Annotated in this window: 16 protein-coding genes; 14 read left to right on the top strand and 2 right to left on the bottom strand. The window is 38.6% G+C overall.

Annotation, left to right across the window (positions count from 1 at the left end):
* Positions 1–18: 18 nt before the first annotated feature.
* The 11 genes from AC27E9_RS02305 (at position 19) to tldD (ending at position 17,081) form a co-directional block, all read left to right on the top strand.
* A complete protein-coding gene (locus AC27E9_RS02305; RefSeq protein WP_487126872.1) occupies positions 19–444 on the top strand; it encodes a pilus assembly PilX N-terminal domain-containing protein in 426 nt (141 codons plus the stop codon).
* 176 nt (positions 445–620) lie between these two features.
* Positions 621–1,151 carry a PEP-CTERM sorting domain-containing protein gene (locus AC27E9_RS02310; protein WP_487126874.1) on the top strand — a complete coding sequence of 177 codons (531 nt, stop codon included), beginning with the start codon at positions 621–623 and terminating at the stop codon, positions 1,149–1,151.
* Positions 1,152–1,362: 211 nt separating this feature from the next.
* Positions 1,363–5,865: a DUF6701 domain-containing protein gene (locus AC27E9_RS02315; protein ID WP_487126876.1), complete on the top strand. Its 4,503-nt coding sequence runs from the start codon at positions 1,363–1,365 to the stop codon at positions 5,863–5,865.
* Between the two features lie 264 nt (positions 5,866–6,129).
* Positions 6,130–7,173, top strand: coding sequence for a rod shape-determining protein (locus AC27E9_RS02320; RefSeq protein ID WP_487078754.1), 1,044 nt, complete (start codon positions 6,130–6,132; stop codon positions 7,171–7,173).
* A 13-nt stretch (positions 7,174–7,186) separates the two neighbouring features.
* Positions 7,187–8,068: a rod shape-determining protein MreC gene (gene mreC / locus AC27E9_RS02325; RefSeq protein ID WP_487126878.1), complete on the top strand. Its 882-nt coding sequence runs from the start codon at positions 7,187–7,189 to the stop codon at positions 8,066–8,068.
* Entirely contained in the window at positions 8,065–8,544 is a 480-nt protein-coding gene (gene mreD / locus AC27E9_RS02330; protein ID WP_487126880.1) for a rod shape-determining protein MreD, read from the top strand. The genes mreC and mreD overlap by 4 nt, the downstream gene beginning before the upstream one ends.
* Position 8,545: 1 nt before the next feature.
* Entirely contained in the window at positions 8,546–9,136 is a 591-nt protein-coding gene (locus AC27E9_RS02335) for a Maf family protein (protein WP_487126882.1), read from the top strand.
* Positions 9,137–9,161: 25 nt separating this feature from the next.
* Positions 9,162–10,628 (top strand): ribonuclease G, encoded by a 1,467-nt coding sequence (rng, locus tag AC27E9_RS02340; RefSeq protein ID WP_487126884.1) that lies wholly within the window; start codon positions 9,162–9,164, stop codon positions 10,626–10,628.
* Between the two features lie 48 nt (positions 10,629–10,676).
* Positions 10,677–14,786, top strand: coding sequence for a YhdP family protein (locus tag AC27E9_RS02345; protein ID WP_487126886.1), 4,110 nt, complete (start codon positions 10,677–10,679; stop codon positions 14,784–14,786).
* A 5-nt stretch (positions 14,787–14,791) separates the two neighbouring features.
* Entirely contained in the window at positions 14,792–15,640 is an 849-nt protein-coding gene (locus AC27E9_RS02350; protein WP_487126888.1) for a carbon-nitrogen hydrolase family protein, read from the top strand.
* Positions 15,633–17,081 carry a metalloprotease TldD gene (gene tldD, locus AC27E9_RS02355; RefSeq protein ID WP_487126890.1) on the top strand — a complete coding sequence of 483 codons (1,449 nt, stop codon included), beginning with the start codon at positions 15,633–15,635 and terminating at the stop codon, positions 17,079–17,081. Before AC27E9_RS02350 ends, tldD begins: the two co-directional genes overlap by 8 nt.
* A gap of 74 nt (positions 17,082–17,155) precedes the next feature.
* On the opposite strand, the gene AC27E9_RS02360 is transcribed toward tldD, so the two are convergent.
* Both AC27E9_RS02360 and AC27E9_RS02365 read right to left on the bottom strand, forming a co-directional pair.
* Positions 17,156–17,986 carry a CvfB family protein gene (locus AC27E9_RS02360; RefSeq protein ID WP_487126892.1) on the bottom strand — a complete coding sequence of 277 codons (831 nt, stop codon included), beginning with the start codon at positions 17,984–17,986 and terminating at the stop codon, positions 17,156–17,158.
* Positions 17,987–18,085: 99 nt separating this feature from the next.
* Complete coding sequence (locus tag AC27E9_RS02365; protein WP_487126894.1) at positions 18,086–18,532, bottom strand: tellurite resistance TerB family protein; 447 nt, start codon at positions 18,530–18,532, stop codon at positions 18,086–18,088.
* 247 nt (positions 18,533–18,779) lie between these two features.
* Between AC27E9_RS02365 and nagX the strand changes: the two genes are divergently transcribed.
* From nagX to AC27E9_RS02380, 3 genes are all read left to right on the top strand, one after another.
* Positions 18,780–19,943: a transmembrane glucosamine N-acetyltransferase NagX gene (nagX, locus tag AC27E9_RS02370; protein WP_487126896.1), complete on the top strand. Its 1,164-nt coding sequence runs from the start codon at positions 18,780–18,782 to the stop codon at positions 19,941–19,943.
* A 256-nt stretch (positions 19,944–20,199) separates the two neighbouring features.
* Positions 20,200–21,417, top strand: a complete 1,218-nt coding sequence (locus AC27E9_RS02375) for an efflux RND transporter periplasmic adaptor subunit (RefSeq protein WP_487126898.1) — start codon at positions 20,200–20,202, stop codon at positions 21,415–21,417.
* 2 nt (positions 21,418–21,419) lie between these two features.
* Complete coding sequence (locus tag AC27E9_RS02380; protein WP_487126900.1) at positions 21,420–24,623, top strand: efflux RND transporter permease subunit; 3,204 nt, start codon at positions 21,420–21,422, stop codon at positions 24,621–24,623.
* Positions 24,624–24,714: the final 91 nt, after the last annotated feature.

Here is a 24,714-nt window from a genome sequence, read left to right on the forward strand (position 1 = left end):
ACTAAAATGCGCTGCATAATGCAAACTTCGCATTTTGCAAAAGCACAAAAAGGTAGCGCATTGGTTATTGCGATATTTATTATTATTGTTATGTCGCTACTTGGAGCCGCATTAGTAAATATGCTAGATTCAAGCCAAGAAAGTGTTGCTTATGAAGTGCTGGGAACTAGAGCTTACACTGCGGCTCAGAGTGGAGCTCAATGGCAGTTGGGGCAAATATTTCCGGTAGGGGATGCAAATAATGTAAATGGATGTAGTGTTAATCCTCCTCCAATAATTAGTAATATTAATGGTTTACAAGGCTGCAAAATCCTCTCCCCTATTATTTGTACTGAATTTGAGCATCAAGGTGTACGCTATTTTACTATTGAAAGTACGGGACAGTGCTCGTTAGATGGCGAATTAACTTCACGCACAGTGGAGATTGAGGCTCGCAGTTTATAATGGCATATTCTGGTTTATACTCCTTTAAAATTCACTGTTGAATTATTTTACAGTGCTAAACGCAAAAAAGTAACCTTTACCTGTAAGTTGTTGTTTTTGTAGCGTCTTCTTGTTTTGGTACAAACATTGCTTGAATGGTTGCATAGCTGCCGTTTTTCATTAGTTAGGAATTTACGATGATTAAGTCTACATTAACATTTTTATTCGCAATACTTTTATTTGCCTCAAATAGCGCCAATGCAGGTTTTATTACTTCTGACTTAGCTGAAGATACCTATATAAGCTATGGCGGTTACGATTGGACGTGGGTGTCCCCTGTTAATACAACTAATTTCGAAGGCCTTAACCCAACTAATAATGAGTGGGTGATGAATGTTTTTGAAGATCCTTCCGCTCATTCAGGCTGGATGTTTATTGAAGGTGCAGAATTAGAACAATTGTTTTCTGAATTAACCCTAGCGCACTTTCAAAATAATGGCGAAATAATCCAATCGGTTTCATATTGGAACTCGCATTTTACTCATGTAGATATTTTTGATTTTGACAATAGATCTGGAGTGAAGTCATCAGACGGATCGGTATTTAATTATTTTGATACCTTCTATGTTCGTGCTTCTGCTCCTACTGATGTACCTGAGCCAACAACATTATTCATTTTCGGCGCCGCTTTATTAGGTTTCGGTATTCGTAAAAAAATGACTAAATAGCAAGCACATTTATTATTTAAAGAACCCTGCTATATGCGGGGTTCTTGCTTTTCGAATATTGATATTGACACAAGCTAATTCAATTTCTACATGTTCCCCTGTTTCGCGCTAGAATAAGCTATAACATTCAATGACTTTTCAAGTATGATATGATTAGTTAGATTATTGCTATTGTTTTAAGTGTCTAATTATTGGGGTGAAGATTGTAGTTATGAATTTATCTAAATTTATTGTCGCTTGCGCTGGAATCGCACTCTTATTACTTTCAAATTATTCTTTTTCTGCACAATGTTCAGCGGTATTTCCTGATGTAATTGCCACGCATGGTAATGGTGTTGGCAATAGCCAAATTAATTTTGGTTTCAATGCCAGACTTATTAATAATCCTGATACTGAATTGTCGACTCGTCGCGTAAGCCATAACTCTGGTTCTAATATTAATAGCTGTGATAGTGCAAATTGCACTTCATCCAATATTTCAGCTGCAACGGCAAATGTAAATTTTTTACGCGGTAACGGTAATGTAAATTATAGCCCTCCAAGAAACCAAACAACGACTTTTGGTAACGGAGGTACTAATCGTTATCGTAATATTACGGCTCGTTCAAATGCTACGATGCAATTTAGTGATAATTTTAATACGTATTTTTTTGAGCACTTATCGCTAGGTTTTAATAATGTACTCAATCTTTCGGCAGGCAAGACATATTATTTTAGGCGTTTTACTGTTGGCTCAAGCACTACTATCAATGTTGTTGGTTCAGGTACTGCAATTGTTTATGTTGATTCTGCCGTTAGTTTTCTATCATCGAGTAAAATTAATTCATCCGGAATAAATCAAAGTGGCGATGCAAGTAAGCTAGTCATGCATGTAAACGGTAATGTAACGCTAAACAGCCAAAGTACATTTACAGGAGCGTTATACGCAAGCAATATTAATTTTAACTCACCAAGTTACTTATTTGGCGTAGCCTCAGGTCGAAAGGTAAACCTTAACTCCAACGTAGTTCTGACCTATGACAATAATGTTTTTAATGCAGATTTTGGTGAAGTTTGTGAAAATTTGTTACCGTCCGCAACAGCAATTGCAAATTTTCAATTTGATGAATGTGCCTACTTTGGGGTTGGCAATGAAGTCGTTGACCAATTTGGTATTTACTCAGGCACCAGCCACAATAGTGTTAACACCTCAGTTGACGCTCAGATAGAAAAAGCGCTCGATATTTCAGCGGCTCAGCAGCATGTGCAAGTCAATATCCCATTACCTTCAACATATAGTGTTTCAACCTGGTTTAAAAAACCGACCGATAATTCTGGAAATAGATTCTTTATTTTGGGGGCGATGGCCAGTGGTGGTGATTTACTCTACTTAGATCGTGATAATGGTTGGCGTTGGGGAATTTATGATGCTGCAGCTGGCAACTCAATAGATGGAAACTATAGTTTTAATAATTTAGATAATAGCTGGCACCATATGGCACTGGTTTATCAAAATAGCCAAACCAAACTTTATATTGATGGCAGCTTTGTCGAGGTAATAAATATAGCACCTTCTGGAACTTTAAAGTATATCGGCACATCGTTTGATGATTTTGGAACGAGCACACCACAGGGGTTTAGAGCTCCACTAGATGAGTTTATTGTTTTTGATGGTGCATTAACAGAGAATGAAATTCTTACGGTTTACAATTATCAGGTTAATGGTAAGAACTATGATGGCACATCGCGGGAAACTACCCAATGTGCGCAGCTTATTGCTCAGTATTCTATGGAGGAAAGTATCTGGAGCAATACAGTTAATGACGTTATAGATGAAACTGGTAACTTTAATGCACAAGCGGTTGGTGGTGCATTGACCGGCAATTCGATTCCAGCATTGACGGGAAATCCTGGGACTTGTCGATATGGCTCTTTTGATGGTGTTGATGATTATATCGAAATGCCAAGCTCATTTGAAAATTTACAAGATAGTTTTACCATTGCTGCATGGATTAAGCCCGAAAATGTAAATAGTGGCTCAAGAATCTTTATTGATGATGAAAATAATCAGCGAGGTTTTGGTTTTAGTTTAGGTGATCCCGGAAATGGTCGTCTGCGTTTTTTCTCTCGAGGAGTTAGCCCTGTTAGTGTTGATACAATTACATCTATTGTTGCTGGTGACTGGTCATTCGTAACTGCAGTTCATAACAGTGTAACTAAAACTCGACAAATTTACATCAATGGTGTCGCACAGATCATCACTGGCGGCAGTACCAGTAATACATACAGCGGCACGTGGGGAATCGATTCAGGCCCTGCCAGCATAGGTGGCGAAACAAGTAGTTCAGGAGAAACAGGTAGTCGGTTCCACTTTACTGGTGCTATTGATGAAGTTCATGTTTTTAAAGGGGCACTAACTTCTGCCGAGATAAATGAAGTTTATGCCAAAACACATCCTTGTGCAGAACCAGTTATTCATCACTATGAAATAGTTCATGACGGTAACGGCTTAACTTGTGCAGCAGAAACGGTAACGATTGAAGCGTGTACCAATAGTGATTGTTCAACTTTAAGTACAGAGTCAGTTAGTTTAGATTTTCAGGTAAATGGAGTGACTAAAGCGCCTGTTACATTCACCGGCAGTACTGATCTAAATAATCCTACATTTAGTTTTAATCATATCACCGCTGAAACTGTTGCTTTGTCTATTGCTAATGCTACGGTTAATGCCAGTAACTCGTTTGAGTGTTCTGGTGCAGGCACGAGCTGCAATATGCAATTTTCAAATTCTGAATTCAGGTTTTTATATGGTACTAGCAATAGTGAAACGATTGACAGTCAAATTTCGGGCGATGTGTTTTCTGGACTAAAAATTCAAGCAAGGAAAAATGTCAATGGAGAATGTAAGGGAGTCTTTAATGGTCTGGTGAATGTAAAATTGTCACAAGAGAATAGACCAACAATTGCCTCTGACACTAATGCAGGTTTGATGTTTCAAGTAAACGGTAATGATATTGGAAAATACACAACGTTTTCCAATGACATTGAATTGAACTTCGTTACTGATAACGGAGAAGAGAGTGTTGCAATTATACCCAACCCTGTTTATCTCGACGCGGGAAAAATTAGGCTGCATGCAAATTACAATCAAGATAGCGTTTCATTAGTTGGAACATCGAATGACTTTTGGGTCAGGCCTTCCTACTTTGCAATATCGGCAACCCACCCAAGCTTGATTACAGCAACGAATACCAGTGGAAGTTTAAATGGTAATTCGACAGATAGATCTGTGACAGAAGGTAGAGTAATTCACCCCGCTGGAGCTGTATTTGATTTCTCTGTAGAAGCTCTAAATATTTTGAATAACCCTGTTGAAAATTACCGTCAAGTAGATGGTCAATTGCAATTAAAAGTGCAGCGACTATTGCCTAATAATACAGGTACTGTTGATGGCAAGTTTACCTATGCTAATAATGCTGAGATTTTTACCGCTTTAGCTCCAACATATAGTAATGTAGCTTTAACAAGTTTTTCTTCAGATCCCAATAATATTGGCTTATCAAAATATGCTGGAGCTAAGTTTGCCGAGGTTGGTATTATCAATGTTGATATTCAGGATGTTAATTATGGCGGATTAGGTTCATCAGACGGCTTAGTTGAAGGAGATGATTTAACCATTGGTCGTTTTACCCCCGCGTATTTTAAACAAACAATTGGAAATACAGGTAATTTAGATGCAAAGCAAAGTGATGCTGCAACGTGTTCTAGCGTTGATTGGGCGTATACCGGACAACAGTATGCGGACGGTAAAGGTGCAATTTTCTATGGCATTAAACCTGAAATAGTTGTTACTGCGTATAATGCGGGTGATATTGTCACCAAAAATTATACGGCCACCAACTTTATGAAATTAGAGCCTGATGATTTTGATATTGTGGCTCCTACTCATGATTTGAACCAGTTGCGCAAAGGTGAGATAGACCCTAATGTTGTTGATAACTTAGTCGCTTTAACGGCGAGTATCAATTTAGGAAGTATTGCAAATGGTAATAGTGCGGGAGAAGTAATATATACTTTCTCTGAGAATGACCACTTTACTTATACTCGAGATAATACAAGTTTTATTACGCCGTTTCAGGCTGAAATTCCTTTAACTATTAATCAAATTACTGATGAAGACGGTATTACAATAGGTGTTGATTTAAGTAATGATAAATTCGTTGAGACAGTTGAGGTAACTGGCCTTGAAGTGCGCTTTGCTCGTATGGTTATTGAAAATACTTTTGGTCCCGAAACTTCGAATTTACGTGTGCCGCTATATGTACAAACTTATAATGGCACAAGCTTTGTTCAAGCAAATGACGAAAGTTGTTTAGTGCCTTTAATTTCGGCTAAAAAAGCAGGTGCTAAATACTCAGGAAGTATGAACCTGTGGGATTATCGTTTAATTGATATTGATAATACTGACGGGCTTGGAGTTGGTGATACTAATGCGAGTATTGCTAATGCTTTTTTGGCAGGCGAACATAGCGATTTGTTTTTTAGTGCTTCGCAAGCACAAGGTGCTTTAGAGTTAGAATACGAAGTACCTGCTTGGTTAAAGTTTGATTGGCAAAACTTGGATACCAATAATGATGGTCCTTATACCGATAATCCAACGGGCAGTTTAAATTTTGGTCTCTATCGCGGCAACGACCGAATTATCTCTTGGCGTGAAGTGACAAATGTGAAGTGACAAATTAAGTTTTAACTGCCTACTCAATTTTAGATAATATCAGCCCTCACTTGGTTGATATTATCTAAATTTAGCCCTTTCATTAAAAATTCTTAAATTTTCGTTATATTTCTATCATTCTAACAACACAAACGTTAAAGTCTGCGGTATGATAGCCAGTTAATAACACTATTTTATGCGCAAGCGAACGCTAACTTGCCTATCGATAACCCTATATTTTGGCAATTTGTTGCCTAGGTGATGTTTAAAGGACATTTCGACAATATGTTTAAGAAATTACGCGGCATGTTTTCTAACGATTTATCAATCGACTTAGGAACAGCAAATACCCTGATTTATGTAAAAGACCAAGGCATTGTATTAAACGAGCCTTCTGTTGTAGCTATTCGTCAAGATCGCGCCGGTGGCTCTAAAAGTGTTGCTGCCGTAGGTGCTGCTGCAAAACAAATGTTGGGTCGTACACCGGGCAATATTGAAGCGATTCGTCCGATGAAAGACGGTGTAATTGCTAACTTTTTTGTTACCGAAAAAATGCTGCAGTATTTTATTAAACAAGTGCACAGCAATAACTTTTTGCGTCCAAGCCCACGTGTTTTAGTGTGTGTACCTTGTGGTTCTACGCAAGTTGAACGTCGTGCTATTCGTGAATCAGCGCTAGGTGCTGGTGCACGTGAAGTTTACCTTATTGATGAGCCAATGGCTGCAGCAATAGGTGCTGGCATGCCAGTATCAGAAGCAACTGGGTCAATGGTGGTTGATATTGGTGGTGGTACGACAGAAGTTGGTATTATCTCATTAAATGGTGTGGTTTACTCTTCATCTGTGCGCATTGGTGGTGATAAGTTCGATGATGCCATTATTAACTATGTTCGTCGTAACTTTGGTAGCTTAATTGGTGAAGCAACAGCTGAGCGCATTAAGCATGAGATTGGCTCTGCCTACCCAGGTGAAGAGTTGGTTGAAATTGAAGTACGTGGCCGAAACCTAGCCGAAGGTGTTCCACGTAGCTTTACCTTAAATTCCAATGAAATCTTAGAAGCATTACAAGAGCCGTTAACCGGCATTGTAAGTGCAATTATGGTGGCACTCGAACAATCTCCACCGGAACTCGCTTCTGATATTTCAGAGCGCGGTATGATATTAACGGGTGGAGGCGCACTACTAAAAGATTTAGATCGCTTATTAATGGAAGAAACGGGTATTCCTGTTGTGGTTGCTGATGACCCATTAACTTGTGTTGCTCGTGGTGGCGGTAAAGCCATTGAAATGATTGATATGCACGGCGGCGATCTATTTTCATACGAATAAGTATTATTCATAAATGAATCCAATTTTTAAACATGGACCTTCCCCACAGCACCGACTTGTTTTGGTGCTGTTTTGTTCTGCATCATTAATATTTTTTGACCATAAAATGAATAGTTTCGAGTCTGCTCGTGGTTTTTTGCAGTCTATGGTTAGTCCGCTTCAATATTTGGCTACTGCACCTAAGCAGATGATGAATTGGGCGGCAGAAAATATTGTTACCCGTCGGCAATTAATTGCTGATAACGAGCAGTATAAAATTAATGAATTAGCGTTTCACGAACAGGCCTTACAGCTAGAAATTGTCAAAAAAGAAAATGAGCGCTTACGAGCATTACTTGCGTCGCCGTTACGTGGTGATGCTAAAAAAATGGTTGCTGAAATTCTTAGTGTTGATAGTGATCCTTATACACATCAAGTGGTGATTAATCGTGGTGCTAATGATGGTGTATTTGAAGGCCAAGCGGTTATTGACGATGACGGTATTGTTGGTCAAGTACTTCATGTAGGTACCACGAGTAGTCGTGTGTTGTTAATCACAGACGTTACTCATGCAATTCCAGTGAGAATAAGCCGAAATGGTGTGCGTTTAATTGCAAGTGGTGTCGGTGTTATTGACCGTTTAACCCATAACCATGTTCCTCACAGTACAGATATTCGTGTTGATGATATGCTAGTTACTTCCGGCTTAGGTGGAAAATTCCCCGAAGGCTACCCTGTTGCCAAGGTTTCTTCAGTTGTACAGAATGAGTCGCATGCTTTTGCTCGTATTCAAAGCCAACCTGTAGCAAAAATTGACCGACTGCGTTACGTGTTATTGCTCTGGCCTGAGCAAGATGAAGCATTTGCCAGTAAAAGCTTAGTCGATGCACCAGCTAGTGAAGGTAAAAGTGAATGAGCCTTTCTAGTTATTTAATTATTTTATTAACGTTTTTAGTGGCACTTATGGCGAGTATTATGCCGTTACCATTGAGTGTTGACGCATTTCGCCCTGATTGGGTGTTAGTAGTCTTACTTTATTGGTGTTTGGCATTACCAACGAGAGTCAATGTAATCACAGCATGGGTAATGGGCTTTATACTTGATGTTTTACTTGGTTCAACGTTAGGAGTTCATGCTGGTGCTATGGCTATTTCGGTTTATATTGTTGCTGGAAACTTTCAGAAAATTCGTAACTTTTCAGTATGGCAACAAGCGATGATCGTTGGTGTGCTGTCGGCGCTTTATCATTTAATTGTGTTTTGGCTGCAACGTTTTTTAACGGATGCGATTTTTCTGCCGAGTTATTTATACCCAGTACTCACTACAATTGTCTTGTGGCCGTGGGCTTTTTTGTTGTTACGAAAAATAAGACGAAACTTTCGAATCAAATAGCATGTCTAATACCTTAATACTGGCGTCACAGTCGCCACGTCGTAAAGAGTTGTTGTCGCAACTAGGATTTCAATTTCAATGTTGTCCAGCAGATATTGATGAAAGCATTATCGAGAATGAGACGGCGGAGCAATATGTCGCACGTTTGGCACTAGAAAAAGCCAATGCCGTTGCGCAGCGTTGTAGTGATAACAATGCAGTGGTTTTAGGCTCAGATACTAGCGTGGTATTTCAAGAGCATATTTTGGGTAAACCTGAGTCGCTAGAAGATTGCCTCGCTATACTGAGTATGTTGTCAGATAAATCACACCAAGTATTAACTGCCGTTGCGGTTGTGCAAGGTAAACGATGTGAAGTTGACGTTGTAAGCACAGAGGTTAAGTTTAAGAAATTATCAACGAATGAAATTATTCGTTATTGGCACACCGGCGAACCTCAAGATAAAGCCGGCGCATATGGAATTCAGGGTATTGCCGGACAATTTGTGAAACAAATTCAAGGTAGTTATTCTGCTGTGGTCGGGTTACCTTTGTATGAAACAGCCCAATTACTATCTTCTTTTGGTGTGAGTTCGGCACTAACACAAGAATAATCAACAGTTATAAATAGGACTTCAAATGAGCGGTGAATTACTGATCAATGTTACGCCGAGTGAAACACGAGTAGCACTTATTGAAAATGGTTCGTTGCAAGAAGTTCATGTTGAACGAGAAGCTCGTCGCGGTTTAGTTGGAAATATTTATTTAGGTAAAATTATTCGCGTACTACCCGGTATGCAAGCAGCTTTTGTTGATATTAACCTAGGTAAGGCTGCATTCTTGCATGCCTCAGATATCAATTCGAAGCTTATTCTTAAAGAAGAAAACAATAATAGCGATCATGTGCCTGACATTCGCAGTTTAGTGCATGAAGGCCAATACATTGTTGTACAGGTGGTGAAAGACCCTATCGGCACTAAAGGCGCTAGATTAACCACTGATATTACCGTTGCTGCTCGCTTTTTAGTGTTAATGCCAAATGCCAGCCATGCTGGAATCTCACAACGTATTGACGACCCTACAGAACGTAACCGTTTGAAGTCAATCGTTACGCCATATTGTGGTGATGATCATGGCTTTATTGTTCGCACTGCTGCAGAAGGCGCAGGTAAAGAAGAGCTAGAGCATGATGCCGAGTTTCTCCGTCGTGTTTGGACAAAAGTTATTGAGCGAAAAGAACGTAAGCAAACCAAAGACCCTATTTATCAAGATTTATCATTAGCTTTTAGGATGTTACGTGACTTTGTTGGCGTGTCATTAGAGCGTATTCGTGTCGATTCCAAACTAACCTATGAGCAATTAGTCGAATTTACTACTGAATTTGTACCTAATTTAACGCCTGTACTTGAGTCATATCCTGGTGAGCGACCAATATTTGATTTGTTCGATGTTGAAAGTGAAATACAGCGCTCTTTGCATCGAAAAATAGAACTTAAATCTGGCGGCTATTTGATCATAGATCAAACCGAAGCCATGACCACCATAGATATAAATACTGGTGCCTTTGTTGGCCATCGTAATTTAGAAGAAACTATATTTAATACCAATATTGAAGCGACATTGGCTATTGCACGACAATTAAGGTTACGAAATCTTGGTGGTATTATTATTGTTGATTTTATTGATATGAATAATAAAGATCATCAACGTCGTGTTTTACATAGCTTAGATGTAGCAATGTCGCGAGATAATGTTAAATACAGCTTATCTGATTTTTCCGCACTTGGTTTAGTGGAAATGACTCGCAAACGCACGAGAGAAAGCTTAGAGCATATTTTATGTGGTGAGTGTGAAGTATGCCATGGTCGCGGCTATGTTAAAACGGTTGAGACTGTTTGCTTTGAAATATTACGAGAAATTGTTCGAGTAAATCGTGCTTACGATGCCGATAAGTTTATTGTGTATGCTTCATCATCGGTTAGCGAGTCATTAATTAATGATGAGTATCATAATCTTGCTGAACTAGAGGTGTTTATTGGCAAGCAAATTAAGATACAAACCGAAAACATGTATAATCAAGAGCAATTTGACGTAGTAATGATGTAGCTACAGTTTTCATGCTATCGGAGGTAATTAAGGTTTGACGAAAAAATAATGAGTGTTTCAGCAGTACTAAATAGATGGTTAAAGCGTCTGTATAAACTTCTAGCAATTGTGCTAGTGGTTTTTGCCGTGCTTATTAGTACTTTGCGCTTATTTTTGCCTTATGCTCATAATTACCGAGAAAATGTTGAGAGTTTTCTAAATACTACTTACAACACCAATATTGCTATTGGCTCGTTTACTATGGGCTGGCAAAAGTCTGGTCCAAGTTTGATTGTGCAGCAGGTAGAGTTGTTATCAAGTGCTGATGCAAAAGTCTATATTGACAGCTTAGAAGTGGAAGTTGATTTTTGGGGCAGTATTCGCGCTCGAAAATTAGTGACGCAAGACTTCGCTATAGTCGGTGCAGAGTTAGAATTTGAACAAACGCTAACAAAAGCTGATGAAAATCCAGCTGAGCAAACAAGTGCTAATACTCAAGGTGAAAATCGCGCTTTCATCGATAACTTATCGTCGATTTTACTTGAGCAAATATCACGTTTTTCTATTCGAGATAGTCATGTTTTATATCGTACTATGGCAGGTGTGCGAGCGTTTACTATCAATGATATGTCCTGGCTTAATGCTGATGAAAACCATAGAGCTTATGGTACCGTGATAGTGGATGGTTTAAGTTCGAATAACTTAAAAGTGCTACTCGATTTTCACGGCAATACTTTTGATAATCTTACCGGACAAGCATACCTTGAAGCAAATGAGCTCAATATTACACCTTGGCTTGGGCGGGTATTAGCCATTGATGACGAAAATACGCATTCTTCAATAAATTTTAAAACTTGGCTTAATGTTAACGCGGGAAAACCAGAGTTTATTCAATTTGCCTTAGGGCATAATGAAATTAGCTGGCAGCACGATAATAGCGAACAAACCTTTGAAATAGATGGCGGTAATATTCAAATCAATACCATTGATGAGCTAGTTTATAACGTAACAACATCACCGATAACTATTAAACGTAATGGCCAGCAAACAGACCAAATTACTTTACTAGCAAATGTTAATAGAGAAAATGTAAATGGCTACTTAAGCGGCTTTGAATTGGCGAGTCTTCAGGGCGTTTTTCCTTTGCTTTCTAACGATCACGGATTAGAAGGTTTATTGGCAGAGCTTGCGCCAACAGGGCGAGTTGAAAATATTTACTTTGAAAATAGTCATGGTGATATTGCGATTTCAGCCAATTTTAACAATATAGATAGCCATTTTAGTAACGGCATTCCTGGGATTGACAATGTCAGTGGTGAACTCATATATCAAGGGGATAAGTTACACATCGCTTTAAATGCTCATGACGGCGCGCTTGATTTTGACAAGCATTTCAAACTGCCAATTCAATATAGCCAATTAAGCACTGATATCTATGCACAGTTTTCTGGCGATAGTTGGCAATTTTCTGCTGAAAATGTTGAGTTTTCTTCATCTGAAATAACCTTAACCGCCGATGTTCAGGTTAATAGCGAGGCTGAAAAACCGGTAACTATGGCGCTATTGGCGAGTGTTAGTGACGGTGATGCGAAATTTGCTGAGCATTATTATCCGCACTTACTAATGGGTGATGATCTTGTTGATTACCTCAATGGCGCGATTGTTGATGGTAAAGTTGAGCAAGCACTAGTGTTATTTAATGGCCCACTGCAAAGCTTTCCATTTAATAATCATGAGGGTATTTTTGTCGTTGATGCTGAATTGTCACAAAGCACCTTTGTTTTTGATCCTGAATGGCCAGCAATTGACAACTTTGCTGCTAACCTAAATTTTACCAATAACAGCATGTTGATTACGGGGCGCGGTGGTTCATTATCAGGTGTAGATGTCACTGGCGTTGAAGCTGCAATAGTCGATTTGTCAGATGAGCAAATATTAACGGTTGATGCTAATTTTTCTAATACTGACCCTAAGTTAGTTGCGGCATTAATGGATGCTAGTCCAATGCAAAGCTCAGTTGGTGCTACACTTGAACAAGTGGTTGTTGATGGGGATATTAGCGGTGACTTTTCTTTAATATTGCCATTAAATGACACTGACGCGGTTGTTGCAAAAGGACAAGTGAATTTTAGCGACAACAAAGTAGCCTTACAGGCGCCAAGAATGGACTTTGTTCAGGTGAATGGCAAGTTGGAATATCATAATGACATTATTAAAGCTGACAATGTAACCCTAAATTGGCGGGGTTTACCTTTGACACTTAATGTTTTAGCAGAGCAGAAAACTGAACATTATCTTGTTGCTATTGAAACACTGGCTCAATGGCAAGAACAACAATGGCAAGCACAAGTACCAGCAGACTTGGTCAAATATGTAAATGGCGAATTTAACTGGCAAGGGCAATTAGCACTTAAGATCAGCGACAATGATTTTAGCTATGATTATCAGGTTAATTCGGATTTAAACAATATCAATTTATTGTTACCTGAGCCTTTTAGTAAATCGGCTACAGATAATATTGCGGTGAGTATTCACGCCTTTGGCGATGATGCTAATAGTACCATTACCGCTGAAATTGCAAACAATGTCGATTTTTATGGTTTGCTCGACCATCAGCAAACTAGCTTTTCGTTAGCGCATTTAGTTTTAGGTAAACAACAATTGTGGCTTCCAACTAAAGGCTTTCATATCACCGCCGATTTGGCGTCAGCTGACTATGAGCAATGGCAACCTTTGGTATTAGACATATTAGCTGCTACCGAACCTGAACCTGTTGATAACAAGGTATTGCAAACAGACAACAATAGTACTATTGAGGTGCCTGCTCAGCCACTATTGTCAGCGCCAAATAAAATTAATGGCCGTATAGGTAATTTATTAGTTTATGGTCAGGATTTTACTGATCTTGATTTTGATATTACACCAGAAACAAATTGGTGGTTATTAAATGTAAATGCTAAAGAGGCTAGAGCCAATGCTAAGTTTTACCCAGATTGGCACCAGCAAGGTATCGATGTTGATATCGACTTTTTACAGTTAGCAGGTCAACAGCAATCAACCGTGACTGAACAAGAAAATAGCGGGGGTGCTCTTGTCTCGAACGCTGATATTGATGAAAGAGTTGTTGGGATTAATAGCGAAGACTCGTCTGCTGAAAGTACGGAGAATGTTGTACCAACGGTCAATATTGCCAGTAAAGATGAAGTATTAGCCATTGACCAGCAACTCAATAATGAGATATTTACTAATATGCCTGCGATGAAAGTGAATTGCGCTAGTTGTAAATATGGCTTGTATGATTTTGGTGAAGTATCTTTCACCGTTGAACGAGAAAGTGAAGATACGCTGTTGCTGAACAAGTTTACTGCTAAACGCGGTAAAACTAATATGGCCTTTGATGTCAGGTGGCGAAAAAATGAAACTGACTCGCTTACCAAAATTGTTGGTAATTTAAACGCTGATAATGTTGCCCGAGAAGTTGAAAATATTGGTTACGCTTCAAGCATCAAAGATAGTGGTGTTGCTATTGAATATGATGTTAGCTGGCAAGGCGGGCCTCATGATTTTGCATTAGCAAGGTTCGATGGTGATCTTTCCGCTAAGTTTGATGATGGTTATTTAGCCGATGTCGACGATAAAGGCGTTCGCATTTTATCGCTGTTAAGCTTGCAATCTTTAGTGCGAAAGTTGAGCTTTGATTTTAGAGATATTTTTAGTGATGGTATGTTTTACCGAGAGCTAAAAGGTAGTTTTACCGTAAAAGATGGCGTTGCATATACCGACAGTGTTCGCATGAAAGGCACTGCAGGTGACTTAACCATTATTGGCAATACTAACTTAAATAATGGTGACCTCGACTATCGTATGTCATATAAGCCAAATTTAACCTCGAGTTTGCCTGTGCTTGCTTGGATCGCTACCTTGAACCCAGTTACATTTTTAGCGGGTGTTGCACTTGATGAAGTGATTACATCATCTGTTATTGCTGAAATTAAATTTGAAGTGACTGGTAATTTAGATGACCCACAATTTAAGCAAGTGAGTAAGAAAACGCAAAATATTAGCGTTGGGCAATCAACGCCACCGACCGTTGTTGATAATGCTCCAGATGAAAATTCGCCCACGGTCATTGAACAGCCAGAGCCAACTTTGCTGCCAAAAGACAACATTGATGGATAAGTCTGATGTTAACTAAAATGATGCCGTTATGCGCTGTGCAGATGTGCTCAAGTACAGATGTAGAGGAAAACCTTTCAGAAATTGAAAAACAGCTTTTAACGTTAGCTTATGAACCCCAGCAACTTGTGGTTTTGCCTGAGTGTTGCTTGTTTTTCGGTGGAAAAGACACAGCCCAATTGTCATTAGCTAAAAAGCAAAAAGAGACGAAATCTCTGACCAGAAAATTATCGGCATTAGCTGTTAAATTCAATGTTTTTTTAGTCGCTGGTAGTATTCCCGTGTTATCAAAAATTGCAGAGAAATTTACTAATACATGCATCGTGTTTTCACCAAATGGTGAGCAATTAGCTAGTTATGATAAGTTGCACTTATTTGATGTTGCCGTTGCAGATAACGCTAAAAATTATTGTGAGTCTCGCTATGCTTTAGCAGGCGAACAAACAACAGTTGTTGACATTGCTGGCGTTAAGGTTGGTTTGTCTATTTGTTATGATCTTCGTTTTCCTGAACTATTTAGGCAGTTAACGCAGCAGGGAGCAAAAGTTATTACTGTACCTAGTGCTTTTACCCGTGTAACGGGAGCTGCGCATTGGTTAACCTTGTTGCGAGCACGCGCGATAGAAAACCAAGTATATATTATTGCGGCCGGACAAGAAGGTGTGCATTTGAACAGCCGAGAAACATGGGGTCACAGTGTTATTATTAACCCTTGGGGTGAAATAATTGCGCAGCGCGATACTGGAAAAGGTATTATCTGTGCAGACTACAATGAACAAGAATTACTTAAGGTGCGCAATGCTATGCCTGTTGCTGCACACAATCGTTTTAATAATAAGTTGATGTCGTATGAATAATGTTGAGCAAGAGCTCTTAGCCAATAGTGAAATTGATCAAAGCACCTTAAAAAGTACCTTAGATAGTATTTATCAGCGTAATGTTGATTTAGCTGACTTATATTTTCAAGCCAGTAGCCATGAATCTTGGATGCTTGAAGATGGCATAGTAAAAGAAGGCTCATATAATATTGAGCGTGGTGTTGGTGTACGCGCAATCTCTGGTGAAAAAACCGGTTTTTCTTATTCTGATGACATATCACCATCAGCCTTAAAAAAGGCTGCCGATGCTGCTAAAGGTATAGCGAATGCTGAAAAATCAGCTAGTGTGCAAGTTTTTGGTAGTAAGAGCTTACAAGTTAATAAAGAGCAATATAAAGCACTTGATCCATTAGCAAGTTTGCCGCAAGAGCAAAAAATCACCTTGCTTCATGAAGTTGAGGCGCACGCTCGTAGTGTTGATAAGCGCGTAAAACAAGTGATAGTTAATCTTTCAGGTGTTTATGAGAAAATTTTAGTAGCGGCAAGTGATGGTACTTACGCGACGGATATACGCCCTCTAGTTAGACTTAATTGTTCAGTATTGGTTGAAGAAAATGGCAAGCGAGAGCGAGCCAGTGCTGGTGGTGGTGCGCGTACTGATTATAGTTACTTTTTTGAACTTGAACACAACAAACCGCGCTATTTAACTTATGCTGAAGAAGCGGTTCGGCAAGCGTTAGTGAATTTAGTTGCCATTGATTCGCCAGCAGGTTTATTGCCGGTTGTACTTGGTGCAGGTTGGCCAGGCGTATTATTACATGAGGCAGTTGGTCATGGCTTAGAAGGTGATTTCAACCGTAAAGGTTCATCGGCATTTTCAGGCCGTGTAGGCCAACAAGTGGCATCAGAGCTATGCACTATTGTTGATGACGGCACTATGGAAAATCGTCGAGGTTCATTAAGTATTGATGATGAAGGCACGCCAGGTCAATACAATGTCTTAATTGAAAAGGGTATTCTTAAAGGCTACATGCAAGATAAGCATAATGCTGGCCTGATGGGCGTTAAGCCAACAGGTAATGGTCGACGTGAATCATATGCACATTTACCTATGCCACGTATGACTAATACTTATATGTTAGCAGGCGAACATAAACCTGAAGATATTATTAAATCGGTTAAAAAAGGTATTTACGCACCTAATTTTGCAGGTGGGCAAGTGGATATTACTTCTGGAAAGTTTGTTTTTACTAGTTCAGAAGCTTATTTAATTGAAAATGGCGAAATTACCTCGCCAATTAAGGGAGCGACTTTGATAGGTAGTGGTCCTGAGGCAATGCAAAAAGTTAGCATGGTTGGTAATGATTTAAAACTTGATGCTGGTGTTGGTGTTTGTGGTAAAGATGGCCAAAGTGTGCCGGTTGGTGTTGGGCAACCGACCTTAAAAATTGATGAAATGACCGTTGGTGGTACACAGTAGCTAAAACCTAGAAAGTAAAAATAAAAAAGCCCGTTAGGGCTTTTTTATTGTCTAATGCTCTATAAATTTAAGTACTATTTTAGTCGAATACCGTTCGCTTCAATGGTTATTTTCCCTTTTTTTAGTAAATTGCCTACTGTAGCTTTAAAGGTTTTCTTACTTACGCCCAGAGTGCGTTTGATTAATTCAGGATCACTTTTATCGTGTAATGGACTAAAGCCATCATGCTCTGCAATATGTGCCAATAATTTATCGCTAAAGTCTTTTACCTTGCCTTCACCTGGACGAGTAAGTGACAAGTCAATTCGGCCATCTTCACGTACTTGTTTTATATAGCCTGTTATTTTTTTACCAATGCGTAATGGTTTAAATATTTCATTATCGTAAAGTAAACCCCAGTGTAGGTCGTTAATAATAGCCTTAAAACCTAAATCAGTTTTCGTACCTATGGTAAGTTTTACCTTATCCCATCGTTGATATTCAGCAGGCCAAATATCGATGAATTTATCGAGCTTGCTTGAAGCAACCAAACGATTGGTTTTTAAATCTAAAAATATTCGTACTAAATAATACTTACCAACTTCCATTTCATTGTGTTGCTGGTTGTATGGAACTAGTAAATCTTTCGGTAAGCCCCAGTCTAAAAATGCACCCATTTTATTTACTTGCACAACTTTTAGAGAAGCAAACTGATCAACTTCCGCGAGTGGTTTTTCAGTTGTCGCAACAATGCGATCAGCAGTATCTAAATAAATAAATACTTTAATTTCACCGCCAACTTGGCAATGTTCAGGTACTAAGCGATTAGGTAGTAGTATTTCACCTAACTCATTTGCATTTAAATAGGCGCCATTGTCATTTATTGCGACAACAGGAAGGGTATTGTATTTGCCGATGCTTGCCATGTGGTTTCTTGGGTCAGTTAACTTGCGGCTATAATAACCGATTTACGGGCGAGTTAACTATAATTTTCCATACTAAGGCTAGGTTTTCTTGCCGTGATGCTATTTCGCCCGGCTATTTAATTTGGTCTGAATGTATTCGCTGTGACGTAAATGTAATAAGTCAGCGATTTTTCGAATAATATGCTCTTCAATACTAGCTAACTCGCCGTCGGCATAAGCAACCTGCCATAATAGTTCTAGCATTTTAATTCGCTGATCAAGGCTATAATTTTCATTAATTTTTGATGTGAACTGATAAAAGTCGGTGGCATTTTCACATAACAATAATGCATGTTTAACAATTTCTTGCACTTCTTGTTCAGTTAGCTGAAAGTGACTAGAAATAATATCATTGAGCTTTTCTTGCTCTGACTTGTCAAGCTGGCCGTCAGCAAGCATAACTTCACATAACAACACACTGCAGGCTATTTCTAAGCTTATTTCTTCTGCCGGGTTATTTTCGGTTTCCGATAGTGACTGAAAAAATGCACTAATTTTAGACAACATACGCGCTCCTCTTTTAGATACTTTAATATAAGCTATTTGCTTTTAGGTACAAGTGCTTATGTGGTTTATTTCATAACAAAATGTAACGGTACGTTTTGATACTAATACTTAGCTAATTTGCTATTTAACCTTTTAATGATTAGTATATTTAAAAACAAATGACAGCGCTGTCTTGTTGGTTTTTTAAGTCATAAGTTACTCATCAAATAAAGCTACTGTTTTAAGTTAATTGAGGAGTTAAAAGGAAATGAAGAGAAAAGAAACATCAGCTATGCCTCCGGCGCAAAGTAATCAGGCTAGCCAACCACAAAGAATTTTATCAGTCGATGCATTACGAGGCTTTGATATGATTTGGATCCTTGGTGCAGAAGGAATTTTCGCAGCATTATTTCTTATAACCGGTTGGCCGTGGCTACAGTCATTATCGTTACAAATGCAACATTCTAGTTGGCATGGCATAACAGCATATGATGTTATTTTTCCACTATTTATATTTCTTGCCGGCGTAAGTTTAGGGATTGCCGCAAAACCAATAAATCACTACTCGTCAGAAAAAAGAAAGACATTAATTAGTAACAGTATTAATCGTTTATTGTTGCTGTGTTTACTGGGCGTAGTGTACAACCATGGTTGGGGAGCGGGCATTCCAATGCAATTGGAAGATATACGCTTTGCTAGCGTATTAGGGCGTATTGGTATTGCATGGTTTGTTGCTGCGATGTTGTGTTGGTATGTTAGTGAAAAAGGACAATGGCTTATTGCAGTAGGCATTTTAATTGGTTACTGGTTGCTGCTCGCTTTTATTGATATTTCAGGTTACGGAGCTGGTGACTATAGCGCCAATGGCGCTTTGAATGTTTGGTTTGATGACGTGTTTCTCCCCGGTGTAAGTTATCAAAATTTGGCAATTGATCCTGAAGGTGTCTTATCGAATTTAGGCTCAATTGTTAATGCCCTAGCAGGTGTTTTTGTTGGCCGTTTGATGATGCGTTTCAAGCTTGAACCGTTGACTTTGATAATAAGGCTACTCATATTTTCATTTATATCTCTGGCTATCGGGTTTAGCTGGAATATTCTTCTGCCAATTAATAAGACCTTATGGACTAGCTCTTTCGTTTTGGTAACCGTAGGTTACAGCTGTTTACTCTTAGTGATCTTTTATTATCTTTTTGATGTATTAAAGCTTACAAGGTTTGCGAAATTCTGGGCTGTTATTGGCTGTAATTCAATTCTAATTTACCTGGCATCAAGCATTGTTAGTTGGCAATACATTAGTGAAAGCTTGTTTGGTGGTGTTATTGCGTTGTTTAGTGAAAATTGGCGAGTACTAGCTGGTATTATTTTTATGCTATTTACACAATGGCTTTTACTTTATTGGTTATATCGACGAAAGATATTTATAAAAGTTTAACTATTTGGTGAAAACCACTAACTTGTTATAAAAGTCACATTTATTTTGTGGCTTTTTTATTTTATAGGTTAAATGTTTTTTTATTAACTTATTGTAATTTAACGCTTTTAAATTAATTGAAGCCCTTTCCATAAAAGCGGCGTGGATTTTGTAACAAGCATTTACATCTTTGTTAGTTTTTGTAGCCAGTGATTTCGGTATCCTGTATGCAATTATACTAATTATTATAAAATTTATACTTTGCGAGGACGTTACAGTGACACGGAAAAAACAGATATTCATACCTATTGTCATTTTAATTGCAGGCTTTTTAATGTTTATGCTTTTTTCAAGCATGAAGAAACCACCTGAAGAAAAAGAAGAAGTTGATAATACACCTATTGTGGCTGTTGAACCGATTTCAGTTATGCCAATGACATTACAAGTTGAGTCTTACGGTGTTGTTAAACCTAAGTATGAAACTGAAATCGTCGCACAAGTTAATGGCCAAATTGTTGAGTTGTCGGATACTTTTGTACGCGGTGGTTTTGTTAAAAAGGGGCAATTATTAGCACGCATTGACCCTAATGATTATGAAGCAGCATTAATTGATGCTGAAGCGAATATGGCGTCTGCGAGAGCAGCTCTAGAAACAGAACGAGCACAAGGTCGAGTAGCTGAACAAGAATGGAAACGTATTACTAACACTTCTCCAACTGAATTAAGTTTGCGTAAACCTCAATTAGCACAAGAGCTTGCCCGTGTAAAAGCAGCACAAGCATCTGTGTTAAGAGCTAAGCGTAATTTAGAGCGCACGGAGCTTAGAGCACCTTATGATGCAATGATTGAAAGCCGAAATGTTGGCTTAGGTTCTTTTGTTGCGATGGGCAGCATGGTTGGTAAATTATTAAGTACATCAATTGCAGAAGTGCGTTTACCAGTTGCTGATAACCAACTTGAATTTTTGGTAGCGCAAGGTGAAGGTGCGGAGGTTAATCTAATTGGTACTTTTGCTGGTCGAGAAATGGTTTGGCCTGCAAAGATAGCAAGAAGTGAAGGGGTAATTGATAACAAGAGCAGAATGAGTTATCTAGTTGCTGAAATTCATGACCCATACGCATTGGTTGAACGTAAAGATGAGACACCTGTTCGTTTTGGCTCTTATGTTACTGCAAAAATCTTAGGGTTAGAAATTGCTCAAGCAACAAGTATTCCTCGCCATTTAGTTGATAATAACCGAGTTGCAATTATGGACAGCGAGTCTAAATTGCATTATGCAGAAATTGATATCGTTCGCCAAGACGGTCGAAATGTTATTGTGTCGAATGGTTTAGCTAATGGCGATCAATTGATTGTTTCTGCACTTGATTACCCTATTGATGGAATGAAACTAGCACTAATTGGTGACAAACAAGAAGAAAGTGAAGAAGAACAAGTTGATAACGCTGACAGCGATACTCAAGTTGCGTTAAATGATAGTGGTTCAGGAGAATAGTTATGACAACTGTTGCACCGGAGAAAAAGGCTGAAATAGATCATACTATTGATACCAATAAAGGCTTAATTGCTTGGTTTGCCCGTAATAGTGTTGCCGCTAATTTATTAATGATTTTTATTTTAGTGGGTGGCTTTTTAACCATTCAAACCATTAATAAGCAGATGTTCCCGCAAGTTAAAATTAACTGGATTTCTTATGCTGCGCCATATCCAGGAGCAGCACCACAGGAAGTTGAAGAAGGGATCACTATTAAAATTGAAGAGGCATTGGAAACAGTTCAAGGCCTCAAACGTGTTATTACTTATTCTAATCGCGGTTACTCTAATGGTTGGTTTGAAGTTGAATTAGACTATGATCCACAAGTCGTTTTAGAAGAAGTTAAGTCGGCGATTGATTCCATTTCGAGTTTTCCTGATGGCATGGAAAGAATAAAAGTTGAACGTGAAAAGTTTCGTCAAGAAGTCATGTACATTAGCTTGTATGGTGACTTAACTAATGGTGAACTGAAGGAGTTAGGTCGAAAGGTTCACAATGAAATTCAGCAATTACCGTTTATTAATATCTCAGAATTATTCACCGGCTTAGATTATGAGATCTCTGTAGAAGTAAGCAAAGACAAACTTCGTGAATATGGTTTGAGTTTTAATGATATTGCCAATGCTGTACGTAGTTATTCACGTAATATGTCTGCTGGACAAATTCGTGCTGAAAATGGCTATATCAATCTTCGTGTAGAAAATCAGGCTTATCGTGGTCATGAATTTGAGCAAATTCCAGTAGTAACTTTAGAAGATGGTACACGTATCCTGTTAGGTGAAGTTGCGACCATTATTGACGGCTTTGAAGAAGGTCTGCAATATTCTAAATTTAATGGTAAAAATTCAGTAACTTTATTTATTGGTGCGGCTGATAACCAAAGCATCACCAATATAGCTGAAGTTGTTAAAGAGTACGTTGAGAAAAAAGCAGACGTTTTACCAACAGGTGTTAAGCTAGAAACATGGGTAGATATGACATATTACCTTGAAGGTCGCTTAAACATGATGGTAGATAACATGAAAAGTGGTGCAGTATTAGTATTTTTGATGCTGGCGTTATTTTTACGTGTTCGTTTGGCCTTTTGGGTAATGATGGGTTTGCCGGTATGTTTCTTAGGTACGTTGTTATTCATGCCTTTAGAATTTATCAATGTAACTATCAATGTTATTAGCTTATTCGCCTTTATTTTAGTGTTAGGTATTGTGGTTGATGATGCCATAGTTATGGGAGAAAGTGCCCATGATGAAATTGAAGAGCATGGCCATAGTACTGACAATGTTATTCGTGGTGTCAAGCGTGTAGCGATGCCTGCAACCTTTGGTGTTTTAACCACGATAGCCGTATTTTTGCCTTTCCTTTTTGGTGAAGGTCCATCTTCCGCATTTGGTAAAGCCATTGGCTCAGTGGTCATCCTTTGTTTAATTTTCTCATTAATTGAGTCGAAACTTATACTTCCGGCGCATTTAGTGAAAATGAAAATTAAGGAATTCAATCCTAAAAACCCATTAGATAGATTAAGAGCATGGGTAGATACCAATTTAAAAGTGTTTATCGAGAAAGTATATCGTCCATCATTAGCTTTATTTCTTGAATATCGTTATGGAGTATTGATGTTCTTTATTAGTTTAATGCTAATTAGTGCCGGTTTATTTGCAGGTGGTTTTGTGCGCTTTGTTGGTCAGCCAAAAATTCCGCATGACTTCCCTCGTGTATCAGTGGAGATGAATGTTGACGCTTCAGAAAAAGCAACTTTAGATACCTTATTAAATATTCAGGGTGTTATTAATCGTATAGATAAAGACATCGAAGTTAAATACGGCAATTCAATGATTTCGGATATGCAGGTTGATTTACGCAGCAGAACCAGTGGCCAGTTAATGGTGAAATTGGTTGTTCCTGAGCAAAGACCTATCAATACCTTTGAACTTGCTGATATGTGGCGAGAAGCTATTCCTAATTATCCAGGAGTTAAGTCATTAACTATTGGCGATAACCTATTTGGTGGTGGCCGAGATGATGGCGATATTGCCTTTAGATTAGAGAGTAAAGATGATGCTGATTTATTAGCAGCTGCGAAAGAGTTAAAAGCTAAATTAAATTCGTTAAAAGGCATTGGTGATGTCAATGATAGCCGTCAAACTAGCGCTAAGGAAGTACAGTTTGAGTTAAAACCATTAGCATATAGCTTAGATCTAAGTTTGGCTGAAATTGCCTCACAAGTGAGTTACAGTTTCTATGGTCTGGAAGCACAACGTATTTTACGTGATAGCGAAGAAATAAAAGTGATGGTGCGTTACCCACTTGATCAACGAAGCTCTGTTGGCCATGTTGATGATGTTATGATTCAAGCACCTAACGGTGCAGAGTTACCATTGTCAGAGCTTGCCGTTATAACATTACAAGAGGGTGTGACACGTATTCGTCGCGAAAATGGCAATCGTACTATTAATGTTTGGGCGAGTGTTGACGCCGAACAGGTCGAGCCGTTTAAAGTGGCAAAAGATATTCGCGACAATTTCATTCCTGAGTTATTAAGAAAATACCCGCAAGTGAAAAGTGAAGTATCGGGCAGTATTCAAGAGGAAATGGAAAGTGCTAGTAACCAATTACGTGATTTTGTTATTTCTTCATTAATCATCTTCTCGTTATTGGCGATACCATTGAAGTCATACTCGCAAGCGACCATGATTATGGTGGTTATCCCATTTGGTATTATTGGTGCGGTATTAGGTCACTTTATCTTGGGAATGGATTTAAGCGCCTTGTCTGTGATGGGTATATTAGCTGCTGCTGGTGTTGTAGTTAATGACTCCTTAGTGATGGTAGATTATGTTAATAATGCTCGAAAACGTGGAGAGCGATTGAAAGATGCAGTAATGCATGCAGGCACTAAGCGTTTTAGAGCGATTATGCTGACTTCAATTACGACATTTATAGGTCTAGTTCCGATTATTTTCTTTGAAGTAAGTGCGCAAGCTAAGATTGTAATACCAATGGCGGTGTCATTATCTTTTGGTGTGCTATTTGCCACGATTGTAACTTTGGTACTTATTCCTTGTTTATATATGATAATTGAAGATATTAAGTCGCTATTTAGACGTAAGAAGCAAGTTCAGCAAACAGAAGCGCCAGTATTAGATAGCCTTAAAGGTGGCACTTTGTAGAGTGTGTATCTAGTAAAGTAAAACGTAAAAAGCCATCACAATGTGATGGCTTTTTTAATAGCTTACTTATAAACGGAATCAGTAAATTACG

This window comes from Colwellia meonggei (assembly GCF_057537295.1).

Excerpts from the sequence above, each read along its gene's own strand:
- AC27E9_RS02305 (WP_487126872.1), top strand. The coding sequence starts at position 19 with ATGCAAACTTCGCATTTTGCAAAAGCACAAAAAGGTAGCGCATTGGTT.
- AC27E9_RS02310 (WP_487126874.1), top strand. The coding sequence starts at position 621 with ATGATTAAGTCTACATTAACATTTTTATTCGCAATACTTTTATTTGCC.
- AC27E9_RS02315 (WP_487126876.1), top strand. The coding sequence starts at position 1,363 with ATGAATTTATCTAAATTTATTGTCGCTTGCGCTGGAATCGCACTCTTA.
- AC27E9_RS02320 (WP_487078754.1), top strand. The coding sequence starts at position 6,130 with ATGTTTAAGAAATTACGCGGCATGTTTTCTAACGATTTATCAATCGAC.
- mreC (WP_487126878.1), top strand. The coding sequence starts at position 7,187 with ATGAATCCAATTTTTAAACATGGACCTTCCCCACAGCACCGACTTGTT.
- mreD (WP_487126880.1), top strand. The coding sequence starts at position 8,065 with ATGAGCCTTTCTAGTTATTTAATTATTTTATTAACGTTTTTAGTGGCA.
- AC27E9_RS02335 (WP_487126882.1), top strand. The coding sequence starts at position 8,546 with ATGTCTAATACCTTAATACTGGCGTCACAGTCGCCACGTCGTAAAGAG.
- rng (WP_487126884.1), top strand. The coding sequence starts at position 9,162 with ATGAGCGGTGAATTACTGATCAATGTTACGCCGAGTGAAACACGAGTA.
- AC27E9_RS02345 (WP_487126886.1), top strand. The coding sequence starts at position 10,677 with ATGAGTGTTTCAGCAGTACTAAATAGATGGTTAAAGCGTCTGTATAAA.
- AC27E9_RS02350 (WP_487126888.1), top strand. The coding sequence starts at position 14,792 with ATGTTAACTAAAATGATGCCGTTATGCGCTGTGCAGATGTGCTCAAGT.
- tldD (WP_487126890.1), top strand. The coding sequence starts at position 15,633 with ATGAATAATGTTGAGCAAGAGCTCTTAGCCAATAGTGAAATTGATCAA.
- AC27E9_RS02360 (WP_487126892.1), bottom strand. The coding sequence starts at position 17,986 with ATGGCAAGCATCGGCAAATACAATACCCTTCCTGTTGTCGCAATAAAT.
- AC27E9_RS02365 (WP_487126894.1), bottom strand. The coding sequence starts at position 18,532 with ATGTTGTCTAAAATTAGTGCATTTTTTCAGTCACTATCGGAAACCGAA.
- nagX (WP_487126896.1), top strand. The coding sequence starts at position 18,780 with ATGAAGAGAAAAGAAACATCAGCTATGCCTCCGGCGCAAAGTAATCAG.
- AC27E9_RS02380 (WP_487126900.1), top strand. The coding sequence starts at position 21,420 with ATGACAACTGTTGCACCGGAGAAAAAGGCTGAAATAGATCATACTATT.